Source organism: Stenotrophomonas sp. SY1 (assembly GCF_021202945.1).
GTDB lineage: Bacteria > Pseudomonadota > Gammaproteobacteria > Xanthomonadales > Xanthomonadaceae > Stenotrophomonas.
The window spans coordinates 2,640,226-2,661,663 of sequence record NZ_JAJOYR010000001.1 but is presented as its reverse complement, the minus strand read 5'-3'; the positions used below and the strand labels follow the sequence as shown (position 1 = coordinate 2,661,663).

Below are 21,438 nucleotides of genomic sequence, written 5' to 3'. Positions count from 1 at the left end.
CGCAGCAACGAAGGTCGCTGTTGTGCGAGTTTCGTCGCGATTTCTACAGCGAAGCGACGAAGCGATCCAGGTAACCGATCAGAACGGCGAGTTCGTCGGCGTCCATCTTCCCCTGCAAACGAGCGCGCGCCGCCTCGGTCAGCAGACGATCAAGCAAGAGCCCAGCCGGGGACTTCAACGCCTCCCGGTGGCGGGCTTCCAATCCTTGACCTGACATCCCGCGCCATTTCTCTTGACCGTTCCGACCGACAAGCCCGTTGCAAACCGTGCGGATGGTGACTTTGGGATTGGGTTCGAGAGGGGACGCGGTGCCTCGCTTCCGGACGAGGCCGCGCCACACCGCCAGCACCAGTTCTCCTTGTTCCCTGTGGGTCCATTTGCTCTTGCCTTGACGGGGCTTCCTGACCTCGACCTGCGGTCGCTTCGTCAGCGCCATCACCGCTTCGGCAAGGATGGATTCTCCACCGTCCGCGATGGCCTGCATGACAGCGCTGGGATCGAGTCCAGCATCCTTCCACTGCTCTGCTGCATACGCCATCGACCCGGCAAGAGTCGCGCCCCTGCGTTCCGCCTCCCAGCGGGCATATGCGTCCAGCAACGCCGCGTCTCTCTCCCCGCCGTCGCTCGTCAGTACCGTGGGCAGGGCGGGCGGCGATTCAACGACGACTGTGGCCTTGCCTTTCATCGGCCGGCCACACGCAAAGGGACGACGTTACCGTCACGCGGCTCAGCCAGCGCCACACTTTCCAACCGCTCCATCGGCACCCGCAGCCGTTCCACATCGTCTGCGAGGTAGCCAGCGGTCACGTCGCCGGACTGCGCGTGCGCGGCGATGCGCTTCAAGGCGTAGGCGGAGACATCCATCGCTTCCAGCAGCGTCAGCGCGGTGCGACGCAGGTCGTGGGGCGACCAGGTGATGGGGTTGCCTTCGGCATCCGCAATCTTGGCCAGGAATCGCACTGACAGGCGACCCAGGGGCTTGTCCGGATCCAGGCCGGGGAACACCAGCGTGGGCGACCTTGGCGCTGCCGCCCGCGCCTTCAACATCGCCAGCATTGCCGGCCCCAGGGGCAGTGCATGGGACAGCTTGCCCTTCATGCGGTCGGCAGGGACGGTGATCGTCTTGGCCTTGAAATCAACTTCGGTCCAATGCAGTCCAGCGGCAGAGGTCCACCGCAGCCCGGTGCACAGGATCAGCAGTACAAGGTCGCGCTGCGTGCCGGCCAGGTCGGGCGGCAGATCGTCGGGCAATCCACGGACCGACGTGACGAACTCGGCCAGCGCCTGCCCGAGTAGCGCGCGCTTGCGCCGCGGCACGTTGCCCCAGCCCTTGGTGGCAGTGATCCGGCGCGCAACATCCGGCAGGTCCAGGTCACGTTCGGCACGCAGGTAGTTCACGACGGCCCTCAGCGCTCGCACAGCGCCGTCCGCACGCGCCGGACTTGCGGTGATGCGGTCGCGGTCACGCGCGTGCCCCACGCGAGCCTGAGCGGTAATGGGGCGCGTCTTCCGGTTCCGGTGGCGGTCGCGAACCCACTCCGGCGTCATTTCGGCCAGGGGCTTGTCCCACCAATCGCCGAACGTGGTCCGCAGGTCTCGCTCATACGTGGAGCGGGTCGCCGGCCGCAGTCCGTCCTTTTCAGCCAGATAGATCGCCAGCCCATCAGCCAGCGTCAGGCTGGCGCGCTCAGACTCCACCCGGCGCTGGCGCTTCTCGGCAGACAGGTCGCGCCCTTCCAGCATGGCCCCGACCGCCAGCTGAGCGCGCTTGCGTGCCTGCTCCACCGGCAAGTCATCCGCGGACCCCAACTGCACGCGACGCATCGGGCCACCAGGAATGCGCTTCAACACCGACCAACTGGCCGACGTAGCGCTGACCCGCAGGCGCAGTGCTGGCACTTTGCCGTCTTGGTACTCAACGCGGCCCACTCGGGCGGCATCTCGCAGCGCACGCACGCGCGCCTCGGTGAAGGTGATCGTTTCTGCCACTGCATGCACTCCGGTCGTCTTGGGTAGCACCGGGGTAGCAGGGTCGCCCGCAAACGCCGGAACCGTCCGTTATAGGATGCACCGCAAGCGCATGATAAACAATGGGTATCAGTAGATCCCCGTATCCACTGATACCAGCTGACCTAGGATTGAAAATCCCCGTGTCGGCGGTTCGATTCCGTCCTCGGCCACCATAGAATTCAAGGGCTCGCAGAAATGCGAGCCCTTTCTATTTCAGGGCTTGCACCGTTTTTGCACCACTCCCCAGAGTTGGGAGGCGCGCTGCATCAAGAGCCAGGTGCTCTGGCGATAGGTGCGAGTACCTCAGTACCGACTGGTACGAGCGCCAGCCGCCAAGTTCCATCAGGGCCCGCAGGCTCGTCCCTGCCATCACGTGCCAGCTGGCCCAGGTGTGGCGCAGGTCGTGCCAGCGCAGCGGCTGAATCTTCGCCCGGCGCTGTGCCGCCTTGAACCCGTGATTGTTGCCCCGGGTATAGGGGAGACCCTCTTCGTTCGGAAACACCCAGTCCTTGCTCTTTCCCTTCTGCATCTCCAGCACCCTCATTGTCTGGTCGTTCAAGGAAGCACCGATGGCACGCTTACCCTTTGCGTGCGGCGCCGGAATCCAGGCGACTCGTCGGCTTAGGTCAACGCGCGACCACTCCAGCCGCAGCACGTTCTGTTCACGCCATCCTGTAGCCAGCGAGAACAGATAGGGTGCGCGGAGGTGGTCCGCAAGCTCGTCGAACAGGCGCTCAGCCTCGGGCCGTGTGAGCCACCGATAGTCCTCCTTGGGCTTCCCGTTCTCCTGCAGCTTGATAGACGGGACCCGGTCGATCCATTCCCAGGAATGGGCTGCGCGTAGGATGGTTCGAACAAGGGCCAGCATCTGCCCAGTTGAAGACGTATTTTGCACGGCGTGGTGTGGGGATCTGAAATCTGCCGGTCGCTGCGACATTGATACTGACTGCATTGCAGTTTTGGCGGCGCGTCCTCCAGCATGGATTCATCTACCACCTAGACTGCGGCGCTCATTAATAGGAGCGCCTTATGGGGCAGAAGTATGTGGGCAGAGACAGCCATGCGGATGCCGTTCGTGGCGCCCTGATCATTCTGGTCGTGCTCGGTCATTTCGTCGAAAACTTCCGCGGCCGGTCTGTCCAGATGTCGTTGGTGTGGGCCTTGATCTACGCCTTCCACATGCCGCTGTTTGCATTCGTGTCAGGAGTGTTTGCGCGCAAGGAGATTACGGAGCGGGCCGCTGAGAGCATGGTGGGTCGCATCGTTCTGCCCCTGTTCGTCTTCCAACTGCTCTATGTAGCCGCAGCAGCTGGAGTGAAAGGCGAGTTGGACCCGGCGAGTCTGCTTCGGCCGTACTACGCCCTATGGTTTCTCCTCAGCTTGATTGTGTGGCGTTGCCTGGCACCAGTCCTGAGCAAGCTGCCCGGCACCTTGTTCGTGTGTATCGCCGTCGCGCTTGCTGCGGGCTTCACGCCGGAGGTCCGCTACGCGCTTTCCCTATCGCGCACCGCCTACTTCCTCCCATTTTTTGTGCTCGGCATGCTTCACGGACGCAGCCTTCTTGGCTTCATGCAGCAGACACGCCTTTTTGCTGCTGGCATGTTCGTCGGGTCCATGGCAGTCGTCATCGCGGCGATCGGCGTCGGTATGGATGCAGATGTGCTTCGCGGAAGCATGCCGTACGAGGAACATGCAATCTTCGGCGGCTATCCCGCAGCCGGTCGCTTCATGACGATGTTGTTGTCTGCGTGTGAAGCGCTCGGCTTTGCCGGTCTTGTACCGGCGACGCAGCGGGGTTTGGTGTGGCTTGGGAGTCGCACTATGGCGGTCTATCTAATGCATGCCTTTGTCGTGCTTGGCGTGAAACTTATTGATCGACGCTTTGAGCTAGGAGGTGGCTGGGCGTGGGTGGCTGTGTGGGCAATCGCCGCGACAGTGCTGTCTATCTCCCTGGCTATGCTGCAGCGTCCATTGGATGCCGCGTTCGATTGGCTCTACGGCGCATTGCGCCGCAGGCGGGACCAGTCACTTTCCTAGTGAATGAACCAGTGGCGAGTACTGCAAGACCTTAAGCTCTCCCCTGCAGCTCGCCCTCAGGATGCACGCCCAGCCGCACCAGCCACGCGGCCACCATCTCGATGATCGAGACCTCGTCTTCCGGGTACTGGTCGATCAGTCGCTCTTCGACTTCGTCGCAGGCGGTCCAGAAGGCCTCCGTCTCGCCCAGCTCGGTGAGGGCGTGGCGGATCTCGTTGAAGGCCATTTCGTAGTCAGCTGCGCGCGTCGTCATCAGGCTTCGCCGCCTCAATGGCGCCGATGGCCTCGGCGATATCGCGGACCTGGTCGTGCAGCCAATCTCGGTCGGCCACGCCGATCTGCGGCTCGATGACCTCGACCTCGCCGGCCATGGCCTCCATCCCGTCGCCGGGCATCGAGTTGCCCATCTCCACGTGCATGCGGGCCGCGAGGTTCTGCAACCAGTGGTCGAGCTGTTGGCGGGTCATATCTGCCATGAACGCATCCTATGCGCGGCCGGCGTTATGCTCGGGTCAACTGGACGTGACGCGTGCGCTATTCAGCCCAGATCGAAGCCGACTACAAGAAGTTCGTCCGCAACTTCGGCACCATCGTCGACATCAAGGCCTTCGCGGCTCTGTGGTTGCGTGACCGGGGGAGGGAGAAACGGCCGAAGACGCCCAGAGCGCTGGACCTGTCATTTCTCCTGAGCGACGATCCGGCCGTGTCCGGGCTCGCCAGCGAGATCCGGCAGTGGGACGCCCAGGATGTCACCCAGCTGGAGACCGAGCTGTTCAAACAGGTCAAGCGGCTGGCCGACGCGGAGCGAAAGCTAGCCGAGAAGCCCACCAAGACCGCGGCGAACGAGCAGCGCATCGCCGGCAACAAGATCAAGCAGATCAAAGGGCGCATCGCCGACCTGAAGCGGTCGAAGGCGGAGCCGCGCGACTTCCGGATGTTCCCTGGCTACTACTGCCCGGTGCTGGTCAGCGAGGGCGGCAAGGTCGTCGTGAAGCCCATGCGCTATGAGTGCCGGCCGGCCGGGAAGCCCGCGCTCTACGACACGAAGTACCCCGGAACCTACAACGCCCGCCGCGACAATCTCGAAAGCTTCTGGAAGGGGCAGTTCGGGTACACCCATGGCCTGATGGTAGCGACCAAGTTTTACGACCACGTCGAGGTGAACGGGGAGAGCCAGATCCTGGAGTTCGTGCCGCGCACCGGGGAGCCCATGCTGATCGCCTGCCTGTGGTCACACTGGGCCGACCCGAAGGGCCAAGAGCCGGACCTACTGAGCTTCGCTGCAGTGATGGACGACCCAGAGCCCGAAGGCCGCCGCCGGCCACGACCGAACCATCATCAACATCAAGCCGGAGCATGTGCAGGCCTGGCTGAATCTGGATCCAGCCAACCTGCAGGCGCTCTACGACATCTTCGACGACAAGCGGCACCCGTTCTACGAGCACCGGGTTGCGGTATAAAGTCCAAAGCCCATTGGCTAGTGCGAGAGAGGCAGGGCATAATTCCGCAGTTTACTTCCATATGCTCTGCTGGGAACGGGCCGTCAAGGTCCCGTCACTTCCAAGTTGGAATTCTTCCTTTAGACTCAGAGCAAGGCATTTGAGGGGCTCGGCACAAGTGACACCAATTCTCGTGCAGCACAGCATCACACTTACCATTGGGCGAAATTCGCTCATTCGGCGGGCCGTAAACGACATAGAGGATCTTGTGAAGGCTGCGTCGGAGCATGGCTTCGTCCAGCCGCAGATTGTGCCGGTTCCAGACGAGTTTGGTCCCGAGATGCCCCGCGTCATTTTTAGCTCCCAAGCAGGTTATACGCAGTTATTGATTTCGCAGATCAGTGTGACATTCATTGCTAATTATTCGGAGGACTGGGCCTCCGACCCAGAGCGATGTTTGAGCTACCTGTCCTCCAAGGTGGATCTGTTGTTTGATATTGCTCGCGTCGGCTGGCGAAAAACTGCAGGCCCTAGCTTTGCTGGAATCACCACGGTTCTCCGGATTCCAGCGCCCAACAGGAATCTTTCGGTTGAGATGATGTTGCCATTCTTCGCTGAGTCTATGAATTTTAGTGATATTGCTGGCGAGGTATCTTGTCGTTGGTCTCGGGCAAGTGATGATCATTTTTTTAATAATATCTCGGTCCAGACATTTATTAATGTGGACGAAGGTCGCGTAAGCTTCAAGAATGGTTTGCCAGTGATTACTGATGATGTTATCGATTCATGCGGTGTCGAGATATCCGGTGACTTTAATGATCGACTGGCTTTCAACTCTCACCCCGAATATTCCACTGATGCTGCGTGTGTGAGAGAAATGTTGACGAAAGGCTACGTATCGGCACAGGATGCATTGCGCACCATTCGGAAGGGGTGAGTCATGGTCAATAAGGGATTAGCATTTTTACTAATGTCGGCAACGGCTTCTGGTGTAGGTACGCCAGCGGGAGCCATGAGTGCCGGCAGCTTGGCGCAATCGGCATCGGCGAGGTGGGTGGCACCATCTCTCGGCGAGTCGTCGGCGTTGTCGAAGTCAGACAGCAATTTGGCGGTTCATATTTCCAAAGCCATCCGTCCGTCCGCAGGCACGCTTGTAAGAGGTGATCTGGCCGCTTTGGGAGGTAAGTGTGGTGCTGGTTTCATGAGCGATTTGCTCTTGGGCGCCGCGCTGTTCCTGCAGGAAGCCCAAACTCCTGTCGATCGCAAGATCCAAGAGATCGTTTCGCAAAATTTCTATTCCTATTGGGACTAGTAGATGCGCTGGTCCAGGGAAGAAATGCAGGTTTTCTTGAATGAAGACTTGATGAAGGAGAACTTGGATTCCGTTCTGCAGGAGTTGGACGATATGCTCAACGGCCGCGGAATGGTGGCTGCAAATCACGAGGATTCGTGTTTGCAGGGTGATATTTATGATGGCGTAAACTGCGTTGTACGCATTGATGGTCAAGTAAGCGTTCGACCGCAGCGGGTTCTACTTGTCTCGAATTCTTGTGACGCTAGTCCCGACAATCGTAGGCAGATTCCTCTCGATTTGACCGTGGCCCCTCTCCTTCGCTTGTCTCGCTATCGCGAAATGCTCGTCGCGAATGGGGTTTCGGAGCAGGCAGCCACCGATATGGTCACAGCTATCAAGCGGCAACAGAAGACAGATCTGGTGTTTGTTCCGGCGGGAGCTGGGTTGGAAGAGGATATGGTGGCACTACTGGACAAAGTGCAGTCTCTCCCGTCTGCCGAGTTTATTCAGGGTGCCCCTCCGCGGCTTGCTGTGCTGACGCAGCGTGGCTTCTGGGTTCTGCTCGTAAAGCTCTCGATGCACTTCCTTAGACCTCACGAAGGTGTGGCGCGCTCGGTTGCTTGATTGCATGACCCATGCCGTGTGTATTGGGGCTTGTTGTTGGCTTGCGTGGGTGGGCCGGTTGATCGATCTGTAATGCCTACGCCATACAAGCGAGCTGCTTGATCCTAGCCAATGAGGCGCCGGGGCATATCCTCGGCGGCATGACCGAGTACACCTGCCACCCAGATCTACCACCTGAGTTCAATCGGCCGTTATGCACCCAGCAAAACGGGCTGTGGGTCAGCTTGGATCGCAGCGTGAGACGGAACGACGGGTGCCGTCAGTGCTCATTCCTATTCTGCGGTTGCCTGTCGGTCGGAAGCTTGGAGCTCGCGCTTCAATCGCTTCATGGTGATCACTATTCGCGCGAGGGTCTCATGACTCACCTCACTGAAGTAGTCGAATCCGCAGATGACGTCTACGAACTGGCCCCTAATGCCATGGGATTCTGGACGAAGCCGATGGGCTACTGCGGCATGGTTGTTGTCCTCTGGAATCCAGCAGGCGGGCACTACTGCTCGGGCCGCGCCCAGCATTGTTCAGGCGGGCTCGGTGCAGCCAAGCTCGGAAAGCTCTTCAAAGATCTAGAAGATGATCCGGACGTATTGGTCGTGGTCCTGCAAGGAAACACGAACGAGCCGTTGTCTCTCGACACAGAGCGACTTAAGGAGATTCAAGAGCGCGTCCGCGAGGGAAATTGGACCATCCGTGACTTCAGGGCGGATACGAGAGACAGCGTCGTAACTTGGGACGGCCAGTACTACCCCAAAACGGACTACGAGGCCCAGACGACAAAGCCCGCCAAGAACCATGCGAAGTCGCGTTGCACAATCATGTGAGTCCAACTTCGAAGCTGCGTGTACGCCGGCGCCGAGAGTACGCGCCAATGGCTTCAGGTGAGCCGCGGCCCATCCGTCCCCAGTTCATATTCATATGTCCCGGTCTCCTAGGTGCACGCAAGAATGTGCCGACAAGAGACGGCTTCCTGTCATCGCACACTGCCCAGGCAGGGGTATTCCTGCGACGTGCTGCGGATGGCGCGTGACTTGGCTGGCCACCGGTCGCCTTTTTGGGGGGGCCGCGGCTTTTACTTGCGCCGCTTCCGAGTCTTGCGCTGCGGGACTTGGAGGTCAGGGTCTGGTGAGCCGGCAGCCGGCCCCGTTGAGCGCTCGCCCGTGGCCAGGCCGTCGTACAGATCTTCGATTTCCCTGCGCCACTTCGCGGCCCAGGCATTGAGAAAGCGCGTTGCCGCCTCAGGGGTCGAATGGAACTCGTGGGATAGCCGGATGGTGCCCGCTGCTTGAGACGAGCGGGCCCGTCCATCAACCAAGGGGCGGACGAGCCCGGCAATCTTGCCGCGAAAGGTCAGGGCGTCGCTGCCGGCATGAGGGCGCCAAGCGAACTGATCGGGGGCAAGGAGTGGCTATGCGCGGGCAGGTTCAGATTCTGAGACGGACCGCGTCGGCCCCAAGTGAACGGCTGGCATCAGCCAGAAGCAGTCGTTCGCAGCAGACAATCAGGCCAAGCGGCGGAGCGGCGTCGGCTTGAATTAACTGTTAGGCCGCGGCGCCAACTAAGCGAGCTTCATGGCTCACGGAATCCATCATCTCGTTCGACTCGATAGGTCATGGAAATCCTTCCTGCGGCCTAACTCTGGAATTAGGCCGGCTTGCGCAGCGGGTTCGGCTCGAAAGAATTTTCAGGTGGCATAGCTGTCTATTAATTCTTGAAATTTTGCAGCGGAGAATCTGACTTTCACATTTGATGTGACGAATTCTTTGCCAATGAACTCAACGACAGGTTTTCCTTCAAGCTTCTCCAAGAGAGCATCCATGCTCCTAGCGAACAAAAGTTGCTTGGCACGCTCTAGCGCCGCTTCGTTCCTTGGTGAAACATCGATAGATCGGTACATTCGTGCCATCGCCTCGTGGAACTCGGGTGCATTTTTCATGTTGCCTACCTACCTAAAAGACGGCCCCCGAGAGGCGGTTACACTACTCATGCCCGATGGGCTCTTCCCTTGATGCAGTTTGATCCTAGGGCCGCGGGGGCGTCGTGCCAACAGGACGGTGCACAACCGACTCAAAAGATGGTGTCGGAGACATCGCCAGATCAGGCCGAACGATAGAAGCATGCCCGCCTTGGGTCGCATGACGCCCTGCGGCCAAGAGCGGACGTTCAAATTTAAAATTCAATCGATCCGCGAAGCGGCTTTGACTTGAACTAATGGTCAGGCGATCACCTGTTGGCTGCTGAGTCTGCAGCATGCGCGGCATCACCCAGGGCCTTCTGAATGATCGCATCTTCTTGTCGTGAAAACTTCGGGCTAAGAAATTCTGCTTCTTGCTCGGTTAGCTCTCTGTACTTATGTATTCGCTTGACGACGATATTTCCGGAGGAGTAGTCAACAGTTGCTTGAATCTCGCGCGGTCCAGACAGTCTGGCCGGTCTGCGAAACAAGAAGGCGTAGAAATTCTCTGCTCGGGCATCATTGCCGATCGCGAAGTCTACCGAGAGTCGCTGTCGGGGACAGGTAGAGGATGTGGCATCTTGGCCGTGCGGGAATGCGTCGATAAATACAAACGTTGTTATAGCGTTATTGGTAGGTTCTTTTAATCCTGAAAGCGCGCAGAAGTCAATCGCTCCCCTGGCCAACACAGCTGAAGGAACTGCGAAAAATAGCATCAACCAGCGGAATCGATTTTTTTCATACAATTCCCTAGCCGCTAATTGGTAGACCTGCGGGTTCGCCTATATCACCGATCCACAGCGCACCGTATGAAACGCGACCCTAGAATTTCAAGGGCTCGCAGAAATGCGAGCCCTTTTCTATTCTGGCGATCAGTGACGCTTCTGCATCACAGCTGTGCGCTGTATGCCGGATGTGTTCAAACCCGGCTGTGTCGGTGCGGATGCAACTGCCTTCGCCTGACAAGCGCGGCGTACCCGGAGCAGGACGATGGGTTTGGCAGCGACGTGTGGGGGCGGCGATAATGACGCTGCCGTGCGCTGCCGTGCGCTCACGGGGCGGCAGTGACTTGAGTTGCGTGGCGTCGGTTGGACTGCGCTTGCCCGGTTGCCGCTGCGGCAGGCTTGGGTGCTGCGGCGATGGGGTCTGTCTTGTTGCTGTGTGCCGGGGTTTCATCCCGTCCAGCGGGGAACCTGCGTGAGGCAGCACACGCGATGCGCTTGTGTTGCCGATGACCAGCGATACCGCTGGTCATCGACGTGTTGTGATCAGGTGCTGGTCAACAACGGGCGTAGCACCGGTTCCAACTGCTGCTGGCGCCAGCCTGCCAAGGCGCTTGGCCAGTTACCGCTTTCCAGCAGCGATTCGAGGTGCTTGCGTGAAGCGAGCAGGCCGTCGGGAAGGCCGAGTTCGGCGGTGAGTTTGGCAACGGCATCCTGAAGGCGCTTGAGCGCGTTCTTGTTGCCTTCGGTGGCCGGCAGTGCCATCGGTGCATCGGCTTCATCGGGCAGCGGCGTGTTCAACACGTCCCACACCTGCTGGGCGAGCTTGCGCGGCGCCTTAGGGAAGCGGCCGAACACCTTGAGCATCGCCTCGTAGTCGGCCGGCGGGGTGCGGGCGAGCAGGCTGGCCAGTTCGTTGTCCAGGATCCAGCTGCGCGGCTTGTCGCTCAGCCGCGCCTGTTGCTCGCGCCAGCGCAGCAGCCGCAGCAGCCGCAGCTGCGCTTCCGGCTCCAGGAACTGCGAGGTACGCATCGACAGGTGCGGCCAATGCTCACTCTCGTCGCGCTCGACGCTGGCCAGCAGGCGCTCGCCGTCATCGGCCAGCCATTGCATGCGGTCCTTTTCCTGCAGGCGCTGGCTGATGGTGTCGTGCAGGGCGAACAGGTACTCCACGTCGTCGGCGGCGTATTCCAGCTGCGCATCGCTGAGCGGGCGCTTGAGCCAGTCCGAGCGGGTCTCGCCCTTGGGCAGGGTGACGCCGGTGATCTCGGCGACCAGCTTCTGATAGCCCATGCCGCCACCGATGCCGGCTAGTGCGGCGCCGATCTGGGTATCGAACAACGGGCGCGGCAGCGCATCGCAGGCGCACTTGAAGGCGACCAGGTCTTCGCTGGCGCTGTGCATGATCTTGGTGATGGAGGTGTCGGTCAGCCACGGCTTGAGGGCTTCGCACATGCCCGGTATCAGCGGGTCGATCAGCAGGATTTCATTGCCAACGGCCATCTGCACCAGGGCCAGTTGCGGCCAGTAGGTGCGTTCACGGATGAATTCGGTATCCAGCCCGATGCGGGTGGGGCGCTGGCGGTAGCGTTCTTCAAGTTCCGCCGGGTGTTTGATCCAGTAAGCCACGTGGGTTCCGTCAACTGCAGGGTTTGCTCAGGCAGGCGAGAATAGCCTAACGTCGGGCCGCGCCCGTCGAAGCGGGCAGGCAAGTGGAGGCTTCTTGGGCAGGACCGGGCAAGTGAAAAGCATGGCAGTGCTGTTGGCGTTGGCGCTTGCCGGTTGTGGCAAGGGCCCGGCCGAGCCACAAGCCAATGCGCAGGCTACCCCTACCGTGCAGCCGGTCGAAGCCGAGCCGGTACCGGCAGCGAAAGCCTCGCCGGTGCTGCCGGACCCGGCGCCGAGGATCGAAGTCACGGCTTTGCCGGTCTGGACTGCACCGGAAGTCGAGCTGCAACCCGGCGAGCTGGCACAGGCGCGCAGGGCGGCCGACAAGGCCTTGGCCGAAGACCGCCTGCACAAGCAGCCCGACGACGCCATCCCGCTGTACCTGGCGATACTGGCGCAGCAGCCCGGGGACACGGCGGCCAGGCGCGGGCTGGACAAGGCCCGGCAGCGGTTGCGGGCGCAGGCTGGCGCGTTGATGGAGCGCACCGAGAACCAGCGCGCTGCGCTGGCCGAAGCAGCGGAGATGGCTGGGGTCGCCGTGGCCCTTGCCCCGGATGGCAAGGCCGAGCGGGAGCTCGAACAGCGCATCGCCAACGCGCGCCGCCTGCTGGCCTTGAACCGTGCCGGCGAGCAGGCGCTGCGCGAGCATCAATTTGGTGAAGACGGTGGCGGCGCGCAGGCCGCGTTCCGCCAGGTGTTGGCGGCCGACCCGGACAACAGCCGCGCCCGACAGGGCCTGGCGGCGATTGAAAGTGGCTTGATCCGGCGCGCCGAACACGCCGCAGCCAGCGCCTCGGATTTCGACGCGGCCGCCTCCTGGCTGGGCAAGGCCGGCACCATCCGCGGCGAAGGGCCGACGTTGCTCGATGCGCGTGCGCGTATCGAAGGCATCCGTACCGCACAGCTGGATGCCCTGCGCGAAGGTGGTCTGCGCGACTTGTCGTCGGCCAAGGGATTGAAGGATGCACGTCTGAAGCTGGAACAGGCCGAGCGCATCGCCTTGCCCGGCGACAGAACCGTGCCATTGCTGCGCGAACGCATTGCGCTGGTCACCCACTACGGCAGCTTCCGCCCCGGCCAGGTGTTCAGCGACGCCCTGGGCGACGGCAGTCGTGGGCCGCAGATGGTGGTGGTGCCGCATGGCACATTCCAGATGGGGGCGATGTCTGATGAGATCGGTGCCAGCGATGGTGAGCGCCCACAGCATCCGGTGCGATTTGACCGGGGTTTTGCCATGTCCATCACCGAAGTCACGGTCGGTGAATTCCGCCGTTTCGTGGAGTCGACCAATGCGCGGCCACGCGCCACGCGGCGGGGTCATTCGGTGGTGTATGACGAACGCAGCGGCAATTTCATCCGCCGCAGCGGTGTGGATTGGCAGTCGGACTACAACGGTCTGAAGGCCGCGCCCAACAGTCCGGTGATGCATGTCAGCGTGCGCGATGCCGAGGCTTACGCGGCGTGGCTGAGCGAACAGACCGGGCGCTATTACCGGCTGCCCAGCGAGTCGGAGTTCGAGTACGCGCTGCGTGCCGGCACCCAGGGGCGCTATCCATGGGGACGGGCGACGGTGCCGCCGGAGAACACCGGCAACTTCACCGGCAGCCTGGACGTCTCGCCCAGTGGCCGTCACTGGAACAATGCCTTCATCGGTTATGGCGATGGCTTCTGGGGGACTGCGCCGGTGGGCATGTTCCGCGCCAACGCCTGGGGGCTGCATGACATGGCCGGCAACCTCAGCGAATGGGTGGCCGACTGCTGGCATGCCAGCTACCGCCGTGCTCCAGCCGATGGCGCGGCCTGGTACAACCCGGGCTGCCGGCAGCGGCTGATCCGCGGCGGCAACTGGGCCAATGCCCCGGAGCAGACGCGGGCAGCCTGGCGCCAATCGCAGGACTCGGACGTGACCTCGGCCCGGATAGGCTTCCGCCTGGTTCGCGGAATTTGACGTTGCCGTGCGCCTGTGGCGCGCTACCATCGCCCACGGCCAGACCGGCCCTGACGGAAGCTCGGCATGCGACAAGATCCTTTCGGCAACCAGAACACGGGCGGGCGCACGCGCCGCGGCGGCGGCCTGTTCGGCAATGTGCGTTGGCTGATCCTGCTGGGCTTTGCCATCTACGGTGGCTGCTACTACTTCGGCAATCGTTCGGTGGACCCGTACACCGGCGAGAAAGTGCTGATCGACAGTGCGCTGGATGCCAATGAGGAAAAGGCGCTGGGCTTGCAGGCCTACCAGGAGATCCTGTCGCAGGAGCGTCCGCTGGACCCCAATGCGCAGATTTCCAGGCAGGTGCGTGAAATCGCCAGCCGCCTGATCGCCAAGGTGGATGTGGTGGAGACCGCGCTGGCGCAGGAACACGGCATGCAGCCGCAGCACTTCTCCCGCGATTTCGACTGGGAGGTCAATGTCATCCAGTCCGATCAGGCCAATGCGTTCTGCCTGCCCGGCGGCAAGATGGCCGTCTACACCGGGTTGATCCCGGTAGCGCAGAACGCCGATGCGGTGGCAGTGGTGATGGGGCATGAGATCGCCCATGCACTGTTGCGCCATGGCGCGCAGCGCATGGCCCAGCAGAAGCTGACCCAGATCGGCCAGATGGCCGGTGCCGCAGGTGGCCTGGACGCACAGCAGCAACAGATGATGATGTCGGCCATGGGTTACGGTTATCTGCTGCCGTACGCGCGTTCGCACGAAACCCAGGCCGACGAAGTGGGGCTGATGTTGGCCGCGGCGGCCTGCTTCAACCCCGAAGAAGCCGTGCCGCTGTGGCAGCGCATGAGCCAGGCCAGTGGTGGCGAGGCGCCGCCGGAGTTCTCATCGACGCATCCCAATCCCGGCACCCGCATCCAGAACCTGCAGGCGCTGATGCCCAAGGCGATGGAGTACCGTCAGAAATTCTGCACGCAAGGCGCGGCCAGCCTGTAACCGCAGACGCCGCTCTTGTAGGAGCGGCTTCAGCCGCGAAGCTGGTGATGCAGGCGTCACCCGTTGCGCTGCAATCGCATGCGCTGCCGTTGGCTGGAGCACTTCCAGTTTGGCGGTTTGAATCGCCCCTTACGGAACGCGTGGTGTCTGCGTACGCATAGGAGCGGCTTCAGTCGCGAATGCGTCAGCCCGCAGGGTGTCCGCAACCGCAACGGGCCGAAAAACCGCGCTGCTTACGCTCCGGCCTCGTCCTTGCCGGCAACACTTTCCACCCGGACCTGCAACGTGCCTTCGGCCAGACGCGCCTGCAACCGATCGCCCGGCTGCGCCTGCGTGCTGGAGCGCACCAGCGCACCGTCATCGATGCGGGTTAGGATCGAGTAACCACGCGCTACCGTCGCCAGCGGACTTACCGCTTCCAGTGAGCGGGCGATGCCACGCAGGCGCAGTGCATCGCGTTGCAATTGGCGGCTGATTGCGGCCTGCGCACGCGGCGCCGTGGCTGCAAGGCGCTCCCTCAATACGGCGAGCTGGCGTTGCGGCTGTGCACCGCGCAGTACCGCTGCGGCGTGTGCCAACTTCGCACGGCGACGTTCCTGCACCTGCCGCCAGTTGGCGTGCAGTCGGGCAAGCGCGGCTTCCTGCCGGTGGCGCAGCAGGTTCAACCGGGCCTGCGGGCCTTGTGCTTGCAGGCGCAAGGCGGCACGGTCCGCGCGCTGCATCGCCTGGCTCAAGGCATGCACCTGCAGTTGCGCCAGGCGCTGTTGCAGGCGACGCAGACGGATGGACAGATCGCGTTGATCCGGCACCAGCAGTTCCGCCGCAACCGAAGGCGTGGGTGCGCGCAGGTCGGCGGCGAAGTCGGACAGGCTGAAGTCGGTTTCATGGCCCACCGCCGACACCACCGGTGTGTTGCTGGCAGCAATCGCGCGGGCCAACTGCTCGTCGTTGAACGCCCACAGATCTTCCAGCGAACCACCGCCGCGGGTCAGCAGGATCACGTCGTAACGGCCACTGGCATCGGCCTGGCGCAGCAACGAGGTGATCTGCGCCGCGGCGGTTTCGCCCTGTACCAGCGAGGGCAGCAGTTCCACCTCCAACAGCGGGAAACGCCGCGCCAGCACGCTCAGCACGTCGCGTACCGCTGCGCCGCTGGGTGAGGTGATCAGCGCCAGCCTGCGCACGTGCGCAGGCAGCGGGCGCTTGCGCGCAGGGTCGAACAGGCCCTCGGCTTCCAGGCGTGCCTTGAGTTCATCAAAGGCGCGGCGCAATGCGCCTTCGCCGGCTTCTTCCATGTGGTCCAGGATCAGCTGGTAGTCGCCGCGGGCTTCGTACAAGGTCAGGCGGCCACGCACCAGCACGCGCAGGCCTTCGCGCGGGACGAACTTCAGCCATTGGCTCTTGGGCCGGAACATTGCGGCACGCACCTGCGCCCGCGCATCCTTCAGCGTGAAGTACAGGTGGCCGGATGCCGGGCGGCTGACGTTACCCAGTTCACCTTCCACCCACACCAGCGGAAACGTGCTTTCCAGCAGGTCGCGCGCCAGCGTGTTGAGCTGGGCCGGGGTGAGGATTTCGTCGTTCTGGGTGGGCATGTTCTGGGGTGCGGATTGGGGGCGGGATCAGTAGCGACACGTCGGTGCCAGCGCTGATCTTCAGGGGATGGTACTGGCTTCGGCGCAACGCAGGGTCATGCGCTTCGGGTGTCGAGGCGTCGGCTCCTGATCTCCGGCGTTGCAGTGGTGTACAGGCGATGCCGCCGCCAGTCAGGAATTTCCAATCACGGCAAAACCGTGATTCCCAGCGCCGAATTCCCATTCGCGATGGCACCATCGTGCCGCTCCAACCCCCAACGCACGTGCTCGCGCACCAGTTCCGAAGGGTGGTCGATGCGCTGTTCAAGCGCGGTGCGTGCGCTTTGCGATGGCGCCGCATTGCCCAGCGCCACGGCGATGTTGCGCAGCCAGCGCTCGTGGCCACTGCGGCGAATGGGGCTGCCTTCGGTGCGGCGCAGGAACTCCTCTTCTTCCCAGGCGAACAGTTCCGGCAGCGTGGCCGTGTCCAGGTTGTTGCGCGCGCGGAAATCCGGCTCGTCGGTGCGCTTGGCGAACTTGTTCCAGGGGCACACCAGTTGGCAGTCGTCGCAACCGTAGATGCGGTTGCCCATCAGCGGGCGCATCTCCAGCGGGATAGCGCCGTCGTGCTCGATGGTCAGATAGGAAATGCAGCGGCGTGCATCCAGCCGATGCGGCGCGATGATGGCGGCGGTCGGGCAGACATCGATACAGCGTGTGCAGGTACCGCAATGCGCGCTGGCCGGGGCGTCCACCGGCAGCGGCAAATCGACGTAGATCTCGCCGAGGAAGAACCACGAGCCGCCATCGCGGTCGATCAGGCAGGTGTGCTTGCCGATCCAGCCCAGCCCGGCATTGCGGGCGAGCGCGCGCTCCAGCACTGGCGCCGAATCGACGAAGACGCGGTAGCCGAACGGGCCGATCTCGCTGGCGATGCGCTCAGCCAGCTTCTGCAAGCGGTTGCGCATCAGCTTGTGGTAGTCGCGGCCCAGCGCGTAGCGGGCCACGTAGGCGCGGTCGGCATCGTTCAAGGTCTCCCAGGCTTCGGCATCGTCCTTGTGGCCGTAGTCCAGCCCCACCGAAATCACCCGCAACGTGCCCGGCAGTAGCTCCTGCGGGCGCGCGCGTAGGCTGCCGTGCCGCGCCATCCATTCCATCGTTCCGTACAGGCCCTTGCCCAGCCAGTCGGCCAGATGGGCTTCGTCCTGGCCTAGCTCGATGCCGCTGACCCCGCAGCGCTGGAAACCGGCTTCATGCGCGAGCTGGCGGATGCGCAGCGACAGCTGCGCCGGATTGGCGGTGGAGACGGCTTGTGACATGGCGCAAGTATAGAATCGTGGGCATGTCAGAGCCCGCCGTCCTGTTCGATACCGAAGCCGCCCGGCGCATCGATGCCCAGGCCAGCGCCGTGCTGGGCGATGACGGCTACCTGCTGATGCAGCGCGCCGGACAGGCAGCGTGGCAATGCGCGCTGCAGTACTGGCCGCAGGCGCGGCGCATCGTCGTGGTATGCGGGCCGGGCAACAACGGCGGCGACGGCTACGTGCTGGCGCGGCTGGCCCGGCAATCCGGTCGTGAGGTGGGCGTATTGCACCTGCCTGATGCCGCGCCGCGCACGTCTTCCGCCCAACGTGCCTGCACCGAATACGTGGCCATCGGCGGCCACGTCGAACTGCACGTCGACAGCCTGCAACAGGCCGATCTGATCGTTGATGCGCTGTTCGGCATCGGCCTGACGCGCGCGCCGGCCGATGCCGAAGCCGAGTTGATCAAGGCGATGAATGCGGCCGCCGCGCCGGTGTTCGCGCTGGACGTGCCCAGTGGTGTGGACGCTGCAAGTGGTGATGTCCCCGGCATCGCGGTCCACGCCGACAGCGTGCTGCAGTTCATCGTGCCGCATCGTGGCCTGCATACCGGCGCTGCGTTGGAGTACGCCCGCCAGCGCCTGTTGGCCGAACTGGACGTTCCTTCGGCGGCATTCGAAGGCGTGTCTGCTTGTGCCGTGCGCTGGCTCAAGCCGGTGCTGGCCCGGCAGTTGCCCAGGCGACGGCTGAACACCCACAAGGGCGAATCTGGTCACGTGCTGTGCGTGGGCGGCAATCACGGCAGTGCGGGCGCGGTGATGCTAGCCACCGAGGCGGCGTTGCGTGCCGGTGCCGGTCTGGTCAGCGTGGCCACGCATGCCGAACACGTGCCGCCGCTGTTGGCGCGCTGCCCAGAGGCAATGGCGCACGTGGTCGAGGACGGCAGGGCGTTGACGTTGCTGTCGGCGCGGGCCGACGTTGTGGCGCTGGGTCCGGGCCTGGGCCAGGACGATTGGGCGCGCGCGCTGTGGACGGCGGCGCTGGCCTGCGGCAAGCCGCTGGTGATCGATGCCGATGCGTTGAACCTGCTGGCCGCCGATCCGCAACCGTTGACCCGCTGCATCCTAACGCCGCATCCCGGCGAAGCCGCGCGCCTGCTCGACACCGACACGGCAAGCATCCAGCGTGACCGTTTTGCCGCCGCGCAGGCGCTGTCCAGGCGCTACGCCTCGGTGGTGGTGCTCAAGGGCGCAGGCAGCATCGTCGCCGCGCCCGGTCAGTTGCCCCGCGTGGTGGCGGCCGGCAATCCCGGCATGGCCGTCGGCGGCATGGGCGACCTGCTCACCGGCATCATTGCCGCGCTGGTCGCGCAGGGGCTTTCGTTGTTTGATGCCGCCAGCACCGGCGCCCTGCTGCATGGCCTGGCCGGTGATGTCGCGGCCCTTGAAGGCGAGCGTGGTCTGCTGCCGCGCGATCTGCTGCCGCACCTGCGTGCGCTGGCCAATCCATAATGACGACCATGATCGAACTGTTGCTCCCCGAGGCCGAAAGCACCGACCTGCTTGGCCAGGCTCTGGCCCAGACCCGCCCCGCGCAAGCGGTAGTCCACCTGCAGGGCGACCTTGGCGCCGGCAAATCCACATTGGCGCGGGCATTGCTGCGTGCGTTGGGCGTGCAGGGCTCGATCCGCAGCCCGACCTACACGCTGATCGAGCGCTACCCGCTGGCCGACGGCGAAGCCTGGCATCTGGATCTGTACCGCATCGGTGATGCCGGTGAGCTGGATTTCCTCGGGCTGGATGAGGCCAGTGCCGATCTCTGGCTGGTCGAATGGCCGGAGCGGGGCGTTGGTGGGCTGCCGCCAGTGGACCTGGTGGTGGCGCTGGAGATTGATGGATATGGCCGCCGAGCACGCCTTCAGGCCCGTAGCGTGAAGGGCGAAGCCTGGCTGCAACGGCTGGGTCAAATGGCTCACTTGCAGCCGTTTTTTACGCCCTGATCACAGGAAGGTGTGGCAGGTTGCGGATTATTAAGGGAAAACATGTTGCAATTACCAAATTCCGGTGATTGAATCCGCCCATGACTACGGCAAACCGCCTGCCAGCATTGACTGTTGTCCTCGCCGGGCTCTGCCTCGCCAGCGCCTGTGCGTCGGCAGGTGAGGTTCGCGGCGTCGCGCTGCACAGCGGTGCCACCGGCACCCGCGCCGAGATCCAACTGGCCGGTGGTGGCAGCTACAAGACCCTGAGCCTGGCTGGTCCAAACCGGCTGGTCGTTGATTTCCCCGATTCAACCGCGGTGCGCGGCCTCAAGCTGCCGGCTCCGGCAGGTGTGGTGACGGCCGTGCGTACCGGCAATCCGACGCCGGGCACCTTCCGCGTGGTGTTCGATCTGGCCGAAACCGTTGCCCCGTTCAAGCCGCAGATGCAGGGGCAGGGCGCCCAGTCCACCTTGTCGATCCAGTGGCCGGGTGAAGGCCCGGTATCCGCGCCGGCCACGGTTGCTGCCAGCACGCCGCCCGCTGCGCAGGTCGCGCCGGCGCCGACTGCTCCGGTCCAGAGTGGTGCAGAAGCACGCGCCGAGGCCGCCCGCGCAACCGCCGCGTTGACTGCGGCGGTCAGCCGCCAGGCTGCAACGCCACCGCCCGCACCGGTCACTCCAGCTGTTCAGACCCCCGCACCGGTCGCCAGTGTTCCGGTTGCCGGCGCATCCGTGCAGGTGGCGGCATCACAGCCGTCGCCGGCCGCGATCCTCAATGGTCAATCGGCCACAGGTGCAGCGCCGGCATCGCAGGTGCAGACGGCGGGTACCCGCGTGACCCAGGCTGCGGTCGCGCCCGTTGCTGTCGCACCGGCGCCTGCCGTTACCCCCGAAGCGCCGCGCCCGGTGATGCCCAGCGATGCGTCACGCGTTCGCATGCAAGCGGGAATGCGCACCCTTGTGGTGGCGATCGATCCCGGCCATGGCGGTCAGGATCCGGGTGCCATTGGCCCGACCGGCAAGCGCGAGAAGGACGTGACCCTGGCCGTCGCACGTGAACTGGCGCGGCAGGTCAACGCCACGCCGGGTCTGCGCGCCTACCTGACCCGCGATACCGACGTGTTCATCCCGCTGCCGATGCGTGCGCAGCGTGCGCGTGCGGCCAAGGCCGACATCTTCATTTCGATCCACGCCGATGCCGCCGAGAACCGCTCGGCGACCGGCTCGTCGGTCTACGTGCTGTCGACCAAGGGGGCCTCGTCGCAGCGTGCGCGCTGGCTGGCGGACAAGGAAAACGCGGCCGACCTGATTGGTGGCGTCAGCCTCAACCGCACCGAAGGCACCCTGGCCAATGTGCTGCTGGACTTGGCCCAGAGCGGCTACATGAAGGCTTCCGAAGACGCAGCCAGCCACGTGCTCGGCGGCCTGAAGCGCATTGGCAACAACCACAAGCCAAACCTGGAACGCGCCAACTTCGCGGTGCTGCGCACCTCGGACATGCCGGCCATGCTGGTGGAAACCGCGTTCATCTCCAATCCGGACGAAGAGCGTCGCCTGATCGACCCGGCTTACCAGCGTCGTATCGCCGGTGCCGTGCTGGATGGCGTGCACACCTTCTTCAGTCGTCAGCCGCCGCCGGGTACGCTGTTTGCCGCCCGCGCCCAGGCCGAGATGGACGCCGCTGCCGGCACCGTGGCCGGCGGCAGCAAGTAAGCCGCCCAATACGACGGGCTGATTGCCCGTCAGCACGATGGCAGGTTTCCCGGCAGGCGAGTTGTGCAGTCCCTGGTTGTGATGCAGAACGCTTTGTGCGCCTGTCTGATGCGGCCAGGTCCGCATGCTCGGCTATCATCTGCCGATGCATGACTTTCACCTGATTCCCTTCTCCCGCTCTGCTTCCCGCCGCGCC

At 63.4% G+C, this 21,438-nt stretch carries 20 protein-coding genes and 1 pseudogene; 11 read left to right on the top strand and 10 right to left on the bottom strand.

Annotation, left to right across the window (positions count from 1 at the left end):
- Nucleotides 1-43: 43 nt before the first annotated feature.
- The 3 genes from LR961_RS11275 to LR961_RS11265 all read right to left on the bottom strand — a co-directional run bounded on the left by LR961_RS11275 (nt 44) and on the right by LR961_RS11265 (nt 2,878).
- Entirely contained in the window at nt 44-685 is a 642-nt protein-coding gene (locus tag LR961_RS11275) for a hypothetical protein (protein ID WP_232149066.1), read from the bottom strand.
- The gene (locus LR961_RS11270; protein WP_232149065.1) at nt 682-1,989 is read right to left on the bottom strand and encodes a tyrosine-type recombinase/integrase; all 1,308 of its coding nucleotides are present in this window, start codon (nt 1,987-1,989) and stop codon (nt 682-684) included. Before LR961_RS11270 ends, LR961_RS11275 begins: the two co-directional genes overlap by 4 nt.
- Nucleotides 1,990-2,218: 229 nt before the next feature.
- The gene (locus LR961_RS11265) at nt 2,219-2,878 is read right to left on the bottom strand and encodes a site-specific integrase (protein WP_232149064.1); all 660 of its coding nucleotides are present in this window, start codon (nt 2,876-2,878) and stop codon (nt 2,219-2,221) included.
- A gap of 161 nt (nt 2,879-3,039) precedes the next feature.
- On the opposite strand from LR961_RS11265, the gene LR961_RS11260 reads away from it, so the two are divergent.
- On the top strand, nt 3,040-4,047 hold the full coding sequence (locus tag LR961_RS11260) for an acyltransferase family protein (RefSeq protein ID WP_232149063.1): 1,008 nt from the start codon (nt 3,040-3,042) through the stop codon (nt 4,045-4,047).
- A gap of 31 nt (nt 4,048-4,078) precedes the next feature.
- Here LR961_RS11260 and LR961_RS11255 read toward each other — a convergent pair whose 3' ends face one another.
- Both LR961_RS11255 and LR961_RS11250 read right to left on the bottom strand, forming a co-directional pair.
- Nucleotides 4,079-4,300 (bottom strand): hypothetical protein, encoded by a 222-nt coding sequence (locus tag LR961_RS11255; RefSeq protein ID WP_232149062.1) that lies wholly within the window; start codon nt 4,298-4,300, stop codon nt 4,079-4,081.
- Nucleotides 4,281-4,523: a hypothetical protein gene (locus LR961_RS11250; protein WP_232149061.1), complete on the bottom strand. Its 243-nt coding sequence runs from the start codon at nt 4,521-4,523 to the stop codon at nt 4,281-4,283. The genes LR961_RS11255 and LR961_RS11250 overlap by 20 nt, the downstream gene beginning before the upstream one ends.
- Before the next feature lie 53 nt (nt 4,524-4,576).
- On the opposite strand from LR961_RS11250, the pseudogene LR961_RS11245 reads away from it, so the two are divergent.
- The 5 genes and pseudogenes from LR961_RS11245 (at nt 4,577) to LR961_RS11225 (ending at nt 8,222) form a co-directional block, all read left to right on the top strand.
- A pseudogene (locus LR961_RS11245) lies at nt 4,577-5,507 on the top strand (SOS response-associated peptidase family protein).
- A 247-nt stretch (nt 5,508-5,754) separates the two neighbouring features.
- Nucleotides 5,755-6,423, top strand: a complete 669-nt coding sequence (locus tag LR961_RS11240; protein WP_232149059.1) for a hypothetical protein — start codon at nt 5,755-5,757, stop codon at nt 6,421-6,423.
- Between the two features lie 3 nt (nt 6,424-6,426).
- A complete protein-coding gene (locus LR961_RS11235) occupies nt 6,427-6,798 on the top strand; it encodes a hypothetical protein (protein ID WP_232149057.1) in 372 nt (123 codons plus the stop codon).
- 36 nt (nt 6,799-6,834) lie between these two features.
- Complete coding sequence (locus LR961_RS11230; RefSeq protein ID WP_232149056.1) at nt 6,835-7,404, top strand: hypothetical protein; 570 nt, start codon at nt 6,835-6,837, stop codon at nt 7,402-7,404.
- A gap of 356 nt (nt 7,405-7,760) precedes the next feature.
- Nucleotides 7,761-8,222, top strand: coding sequence for a hypothetical protein (locus tag LR961_RS11225; RefSeq protein ID WP_232149055.1), 462 nt, complete (start codon nt 7,761-7,763; stop codon nt 8,220-8,222).
- Between the two features lie 860 nt (nt 8,223-9,082).
- Here LR961_RS11225 and LR961_RS11220 read toward each other — a convergent pair.
- The 3 genes from LR961_RS11220 to rnd form a co-directional block, all read right to left on the bottom strand.
- Nucleotides 9,083-9,334, bottom strand: a complete 252-nt coding sequence (locus tag LR961_RS11220) for a hypothetical protein (RefSeq protein ID WP_232149054.1) — start codon at nt 9,332-9,334, stop codon at nt 9,083-9,085.
- A gap of 287 nt (nt 9,335-9,621) precedes the next feature.
- Nucleotides 9,622-10,098 (bottom strand): hypothetical protein, encoded by a 477-nt coding sequence (locus LR961_RS11215; protein WP_232149052.1) that lies wholly within the window; start codon nt 10,096-10,098, stop codon nt 9,622-9,624.
- A gap of 522 nt (nt 10,099-10,620) precedes the next feature.
- The gene (gene rnd / locus LR961_RS11210) at nt 10,621-11,703 is read right to left on the bottom strand and encodes a ribonuclease D (protein WP_232149051.1); all 1,083 of its coding nucleotides are present in this window, start codon (nt 11,701-11,703) and stop codon (nt 10,621-10,623) included.
- A 121-nt stretch (nt 11,704-11,824) separates the two neighbouring features.
- Between rnd and LR961_RS11205 the strand changes: the two genes are divergently transcribed.
- Together LR961_RS11205 and LR961_RS11200 are read left to right on the top strand one after the other, a co-directional pair.
- On the top strand, nt 11,825-13,690 hold the full coding sequence (locus LR961_RS11205) for a formylglycine-generating enzyme family protein (protein WP_232149050.1): 1,866 nt from the start codon (nt 11,825-11,827) through the stop codon (nt 13,688-13,690).
- 66 nt (nt 13,691-13,756) lie between these two features.
- Nucleotides 13,757-14,671 (top strand): M48 family metallopeptidase, encoded by a 915-nt coding sequence (locus LR961_RS11200; protein WP_232149043.1) that lies wholly within the window; start codon nt 13,757-13,759, stop codon nt 14,669-14,671.
- A gap of 233 nt (nt 14,672-14,904) precedes the next feature.
- Here the strand turns inward: LR961_RS11200 and xseA are convergent, their stop codons facing one another.
- Nucleotides 14,905-16,266, bottom strand: a complete 1,362-nt coding sequence (gene xseA, locus LR961_RS11195; RefSeq protein WP_232149042.1) for an exodeoxyribonuclease VII large subunit — start codon at nt 16,264-16,266, stop codon at nt 14,905-14,907.
- 185 nt (nt 16,267-16,451) lie between these two features.
- Nucleotides 16,452-17,564, bottom strand: coding sequence for a tRNA epoxyqueuosine(34) reductase QueG (gene queG, locus LR961_RS11190; RefSeq protein ID WP_232149041.1), 1,113 nt, complete (start codon nt 17,562-17,564; stop codon nt 16,452-16,454).
- Nucleotides 17,565-17,587: 23 nt separating this feature from the next.
- Here queG and LR961_RS11185 point away from each other — a divergent pair, with 23 nt between their 5' ends.
- From LR961_RS11185 to LR961_RS11175, 3 genes are all read left to right on the top strand, one after another.
- Complete coding sequence (locus LR961_RS11185; protein ID WP_232149040.1) at nt 17,588-19,060, top strand: NAD(P)H-hydrate dehydratase; 1,473 nt, start codon at nt 17,588-17,590, stop codon at nt 19,058-19,060.
- 8 nt (nt 19,061-19,068) lie between these two features.
- On the top strand, nt 19,069-19,548 hold the full coding sequence (tsaE, locus tag LR961_RS11180) for a tRNA (adenosine(37)-N6)-threonylcarbamoyltransferase complex ATPase subunit type 1 TsaE (RefSeq protein WP_232149039.1): 480 nt from the start codon (nt 19,069-19,071) through the stop codon (nt 19,546-19,548).
- 80 nt (nt 19,549-19,628) lie between these two features.
- Nucleotides 19,629-21,242 carry an N-acetylmuramoyl-L-alanine amidase gene (locus LR961_RS11175; protein WP_232149033.1) on the top strand — a complete coding sequence of 538 codons (1,614 nt, stop codon included), beginning with the start codon at nt 19,629-19,631 and terminating at the stop codon, nt 21,240-21,242.
- The last annotated feature ends 196 nt before the right edge of the window (nt 21,243-21,438 follow it).

What these genes read in the sequence shown, in the direction of transcription:
- LR961_RS11255 (WP_232149062.1), bottom strand. Translation starts at nt 4,300, where the DNA reads ATGACGACGCGCGCAGCTGACTACGAAATGGCCTTCAACGAGATCCGC.
- xseA (WP_232149042.1), bottom strand. Translation starts at nt 16,266, where the DNA reads ATGCCCACCCAGAACGACGAAATCCTCACCCCGGCCCAGCTCAACACG.
- LR961_RS11205 (WP_232149050.1), top strand. Translation starts at nt 11,825, where the DNA reads ATGGCAGTGCTGTTGGCGTTGGCGCTTGCCGGTTGTGGCAAGGGCCCG.
- queG (WP_232149041.1), bottom strand. Translation starts at nt 17,564, where the DNA reads ATGTCACAAGCCGTCTCCACCGCCAATCCGGCGCAGCTGTCGCTGCGC.
- LR961_RS11260 (WP_232149063.1), top strand. Translation starts at nt 3,040, where the DNA reads ATGGGGCAGAAGTATGTGGGCAGAGACAGCCATGCGGATGCCGTTCGT.
- LR961_RS11185 (WP_232149040.1), top strand. Translation starts at nt 17,588, where the DNA reads ATGTCAGAGCCCGCCGTCCTGTTCGATACCGAAGCCGCCCGGCGCATC.
- tsaE (WP_232149039.1), top strand. Translation starts at nt 19,069, where the DNA reads ATGATCGAACTGTTGCTCCCCGAGGCCGAAAGCACCGACCTGCTTGGC.
- LR961_RS11265 (WP_232149064.1), bottom strand. Translation starts at nt 2,878, where the DNA reads ATGCTGGCCCTTGTTCGAACCATCCTACGCGCAGCCCATTCCTGGGAA.
- LR961_RS11175 (WP_232149033.1), top strand. Translation starts at nt 19,629, where the DNA reads ATGACTACGGCAAACCGCCTGCCAGCATTGACTGTTGTCCTCGCCGGG.
- LR961_RS11235 (WP_232149057.1), top strand. Translation starts at nt 6,427, where the DNA reads ATGGTCAATAAGGGATTAGCATTTTTACTAATGTCGGCAACGGCTTCT.
- LR961_RS11200 (WP_232149043.1), top strand. Translation starts at nt 13,757, where the DNA reads ATGCGACAAGATCCTTTCGGCAACCAGAACACGGGCGGGCGCACGCGC.
- LR961_RS11220 (WP_232149054.1), bottom strand. Translation starts at nt 9,334, where the DNA reads ATGAAAAATGCACCCGAGTTCCACGAGGCGATGGCACGAATGTACCGA.
- LR961_RS11225 (WP_232149055.1), top strand. Translation starts at nt 7,761, where the DNA reads ATGACTCACCTCACTGAAGTAGTCGAATCCGCAGATGACGTCTACGAA.
- LR961_RS11250 (WP_232149061.1), bottom strand. Translation starts at nt 4,523, where the DNA reads ATGGCAGATATGACCCGCCAACAGCTCGACCACTGGTTGCAGAACCTC.
- LR961_RS11275 (WP_232149066.1), bottom strand. Translation starts at nt 685, where the DNA reads ATGAAAGGCAAGGCCACAGTCGTCGTTGAATCGCCGCCCGCCCTGCCC.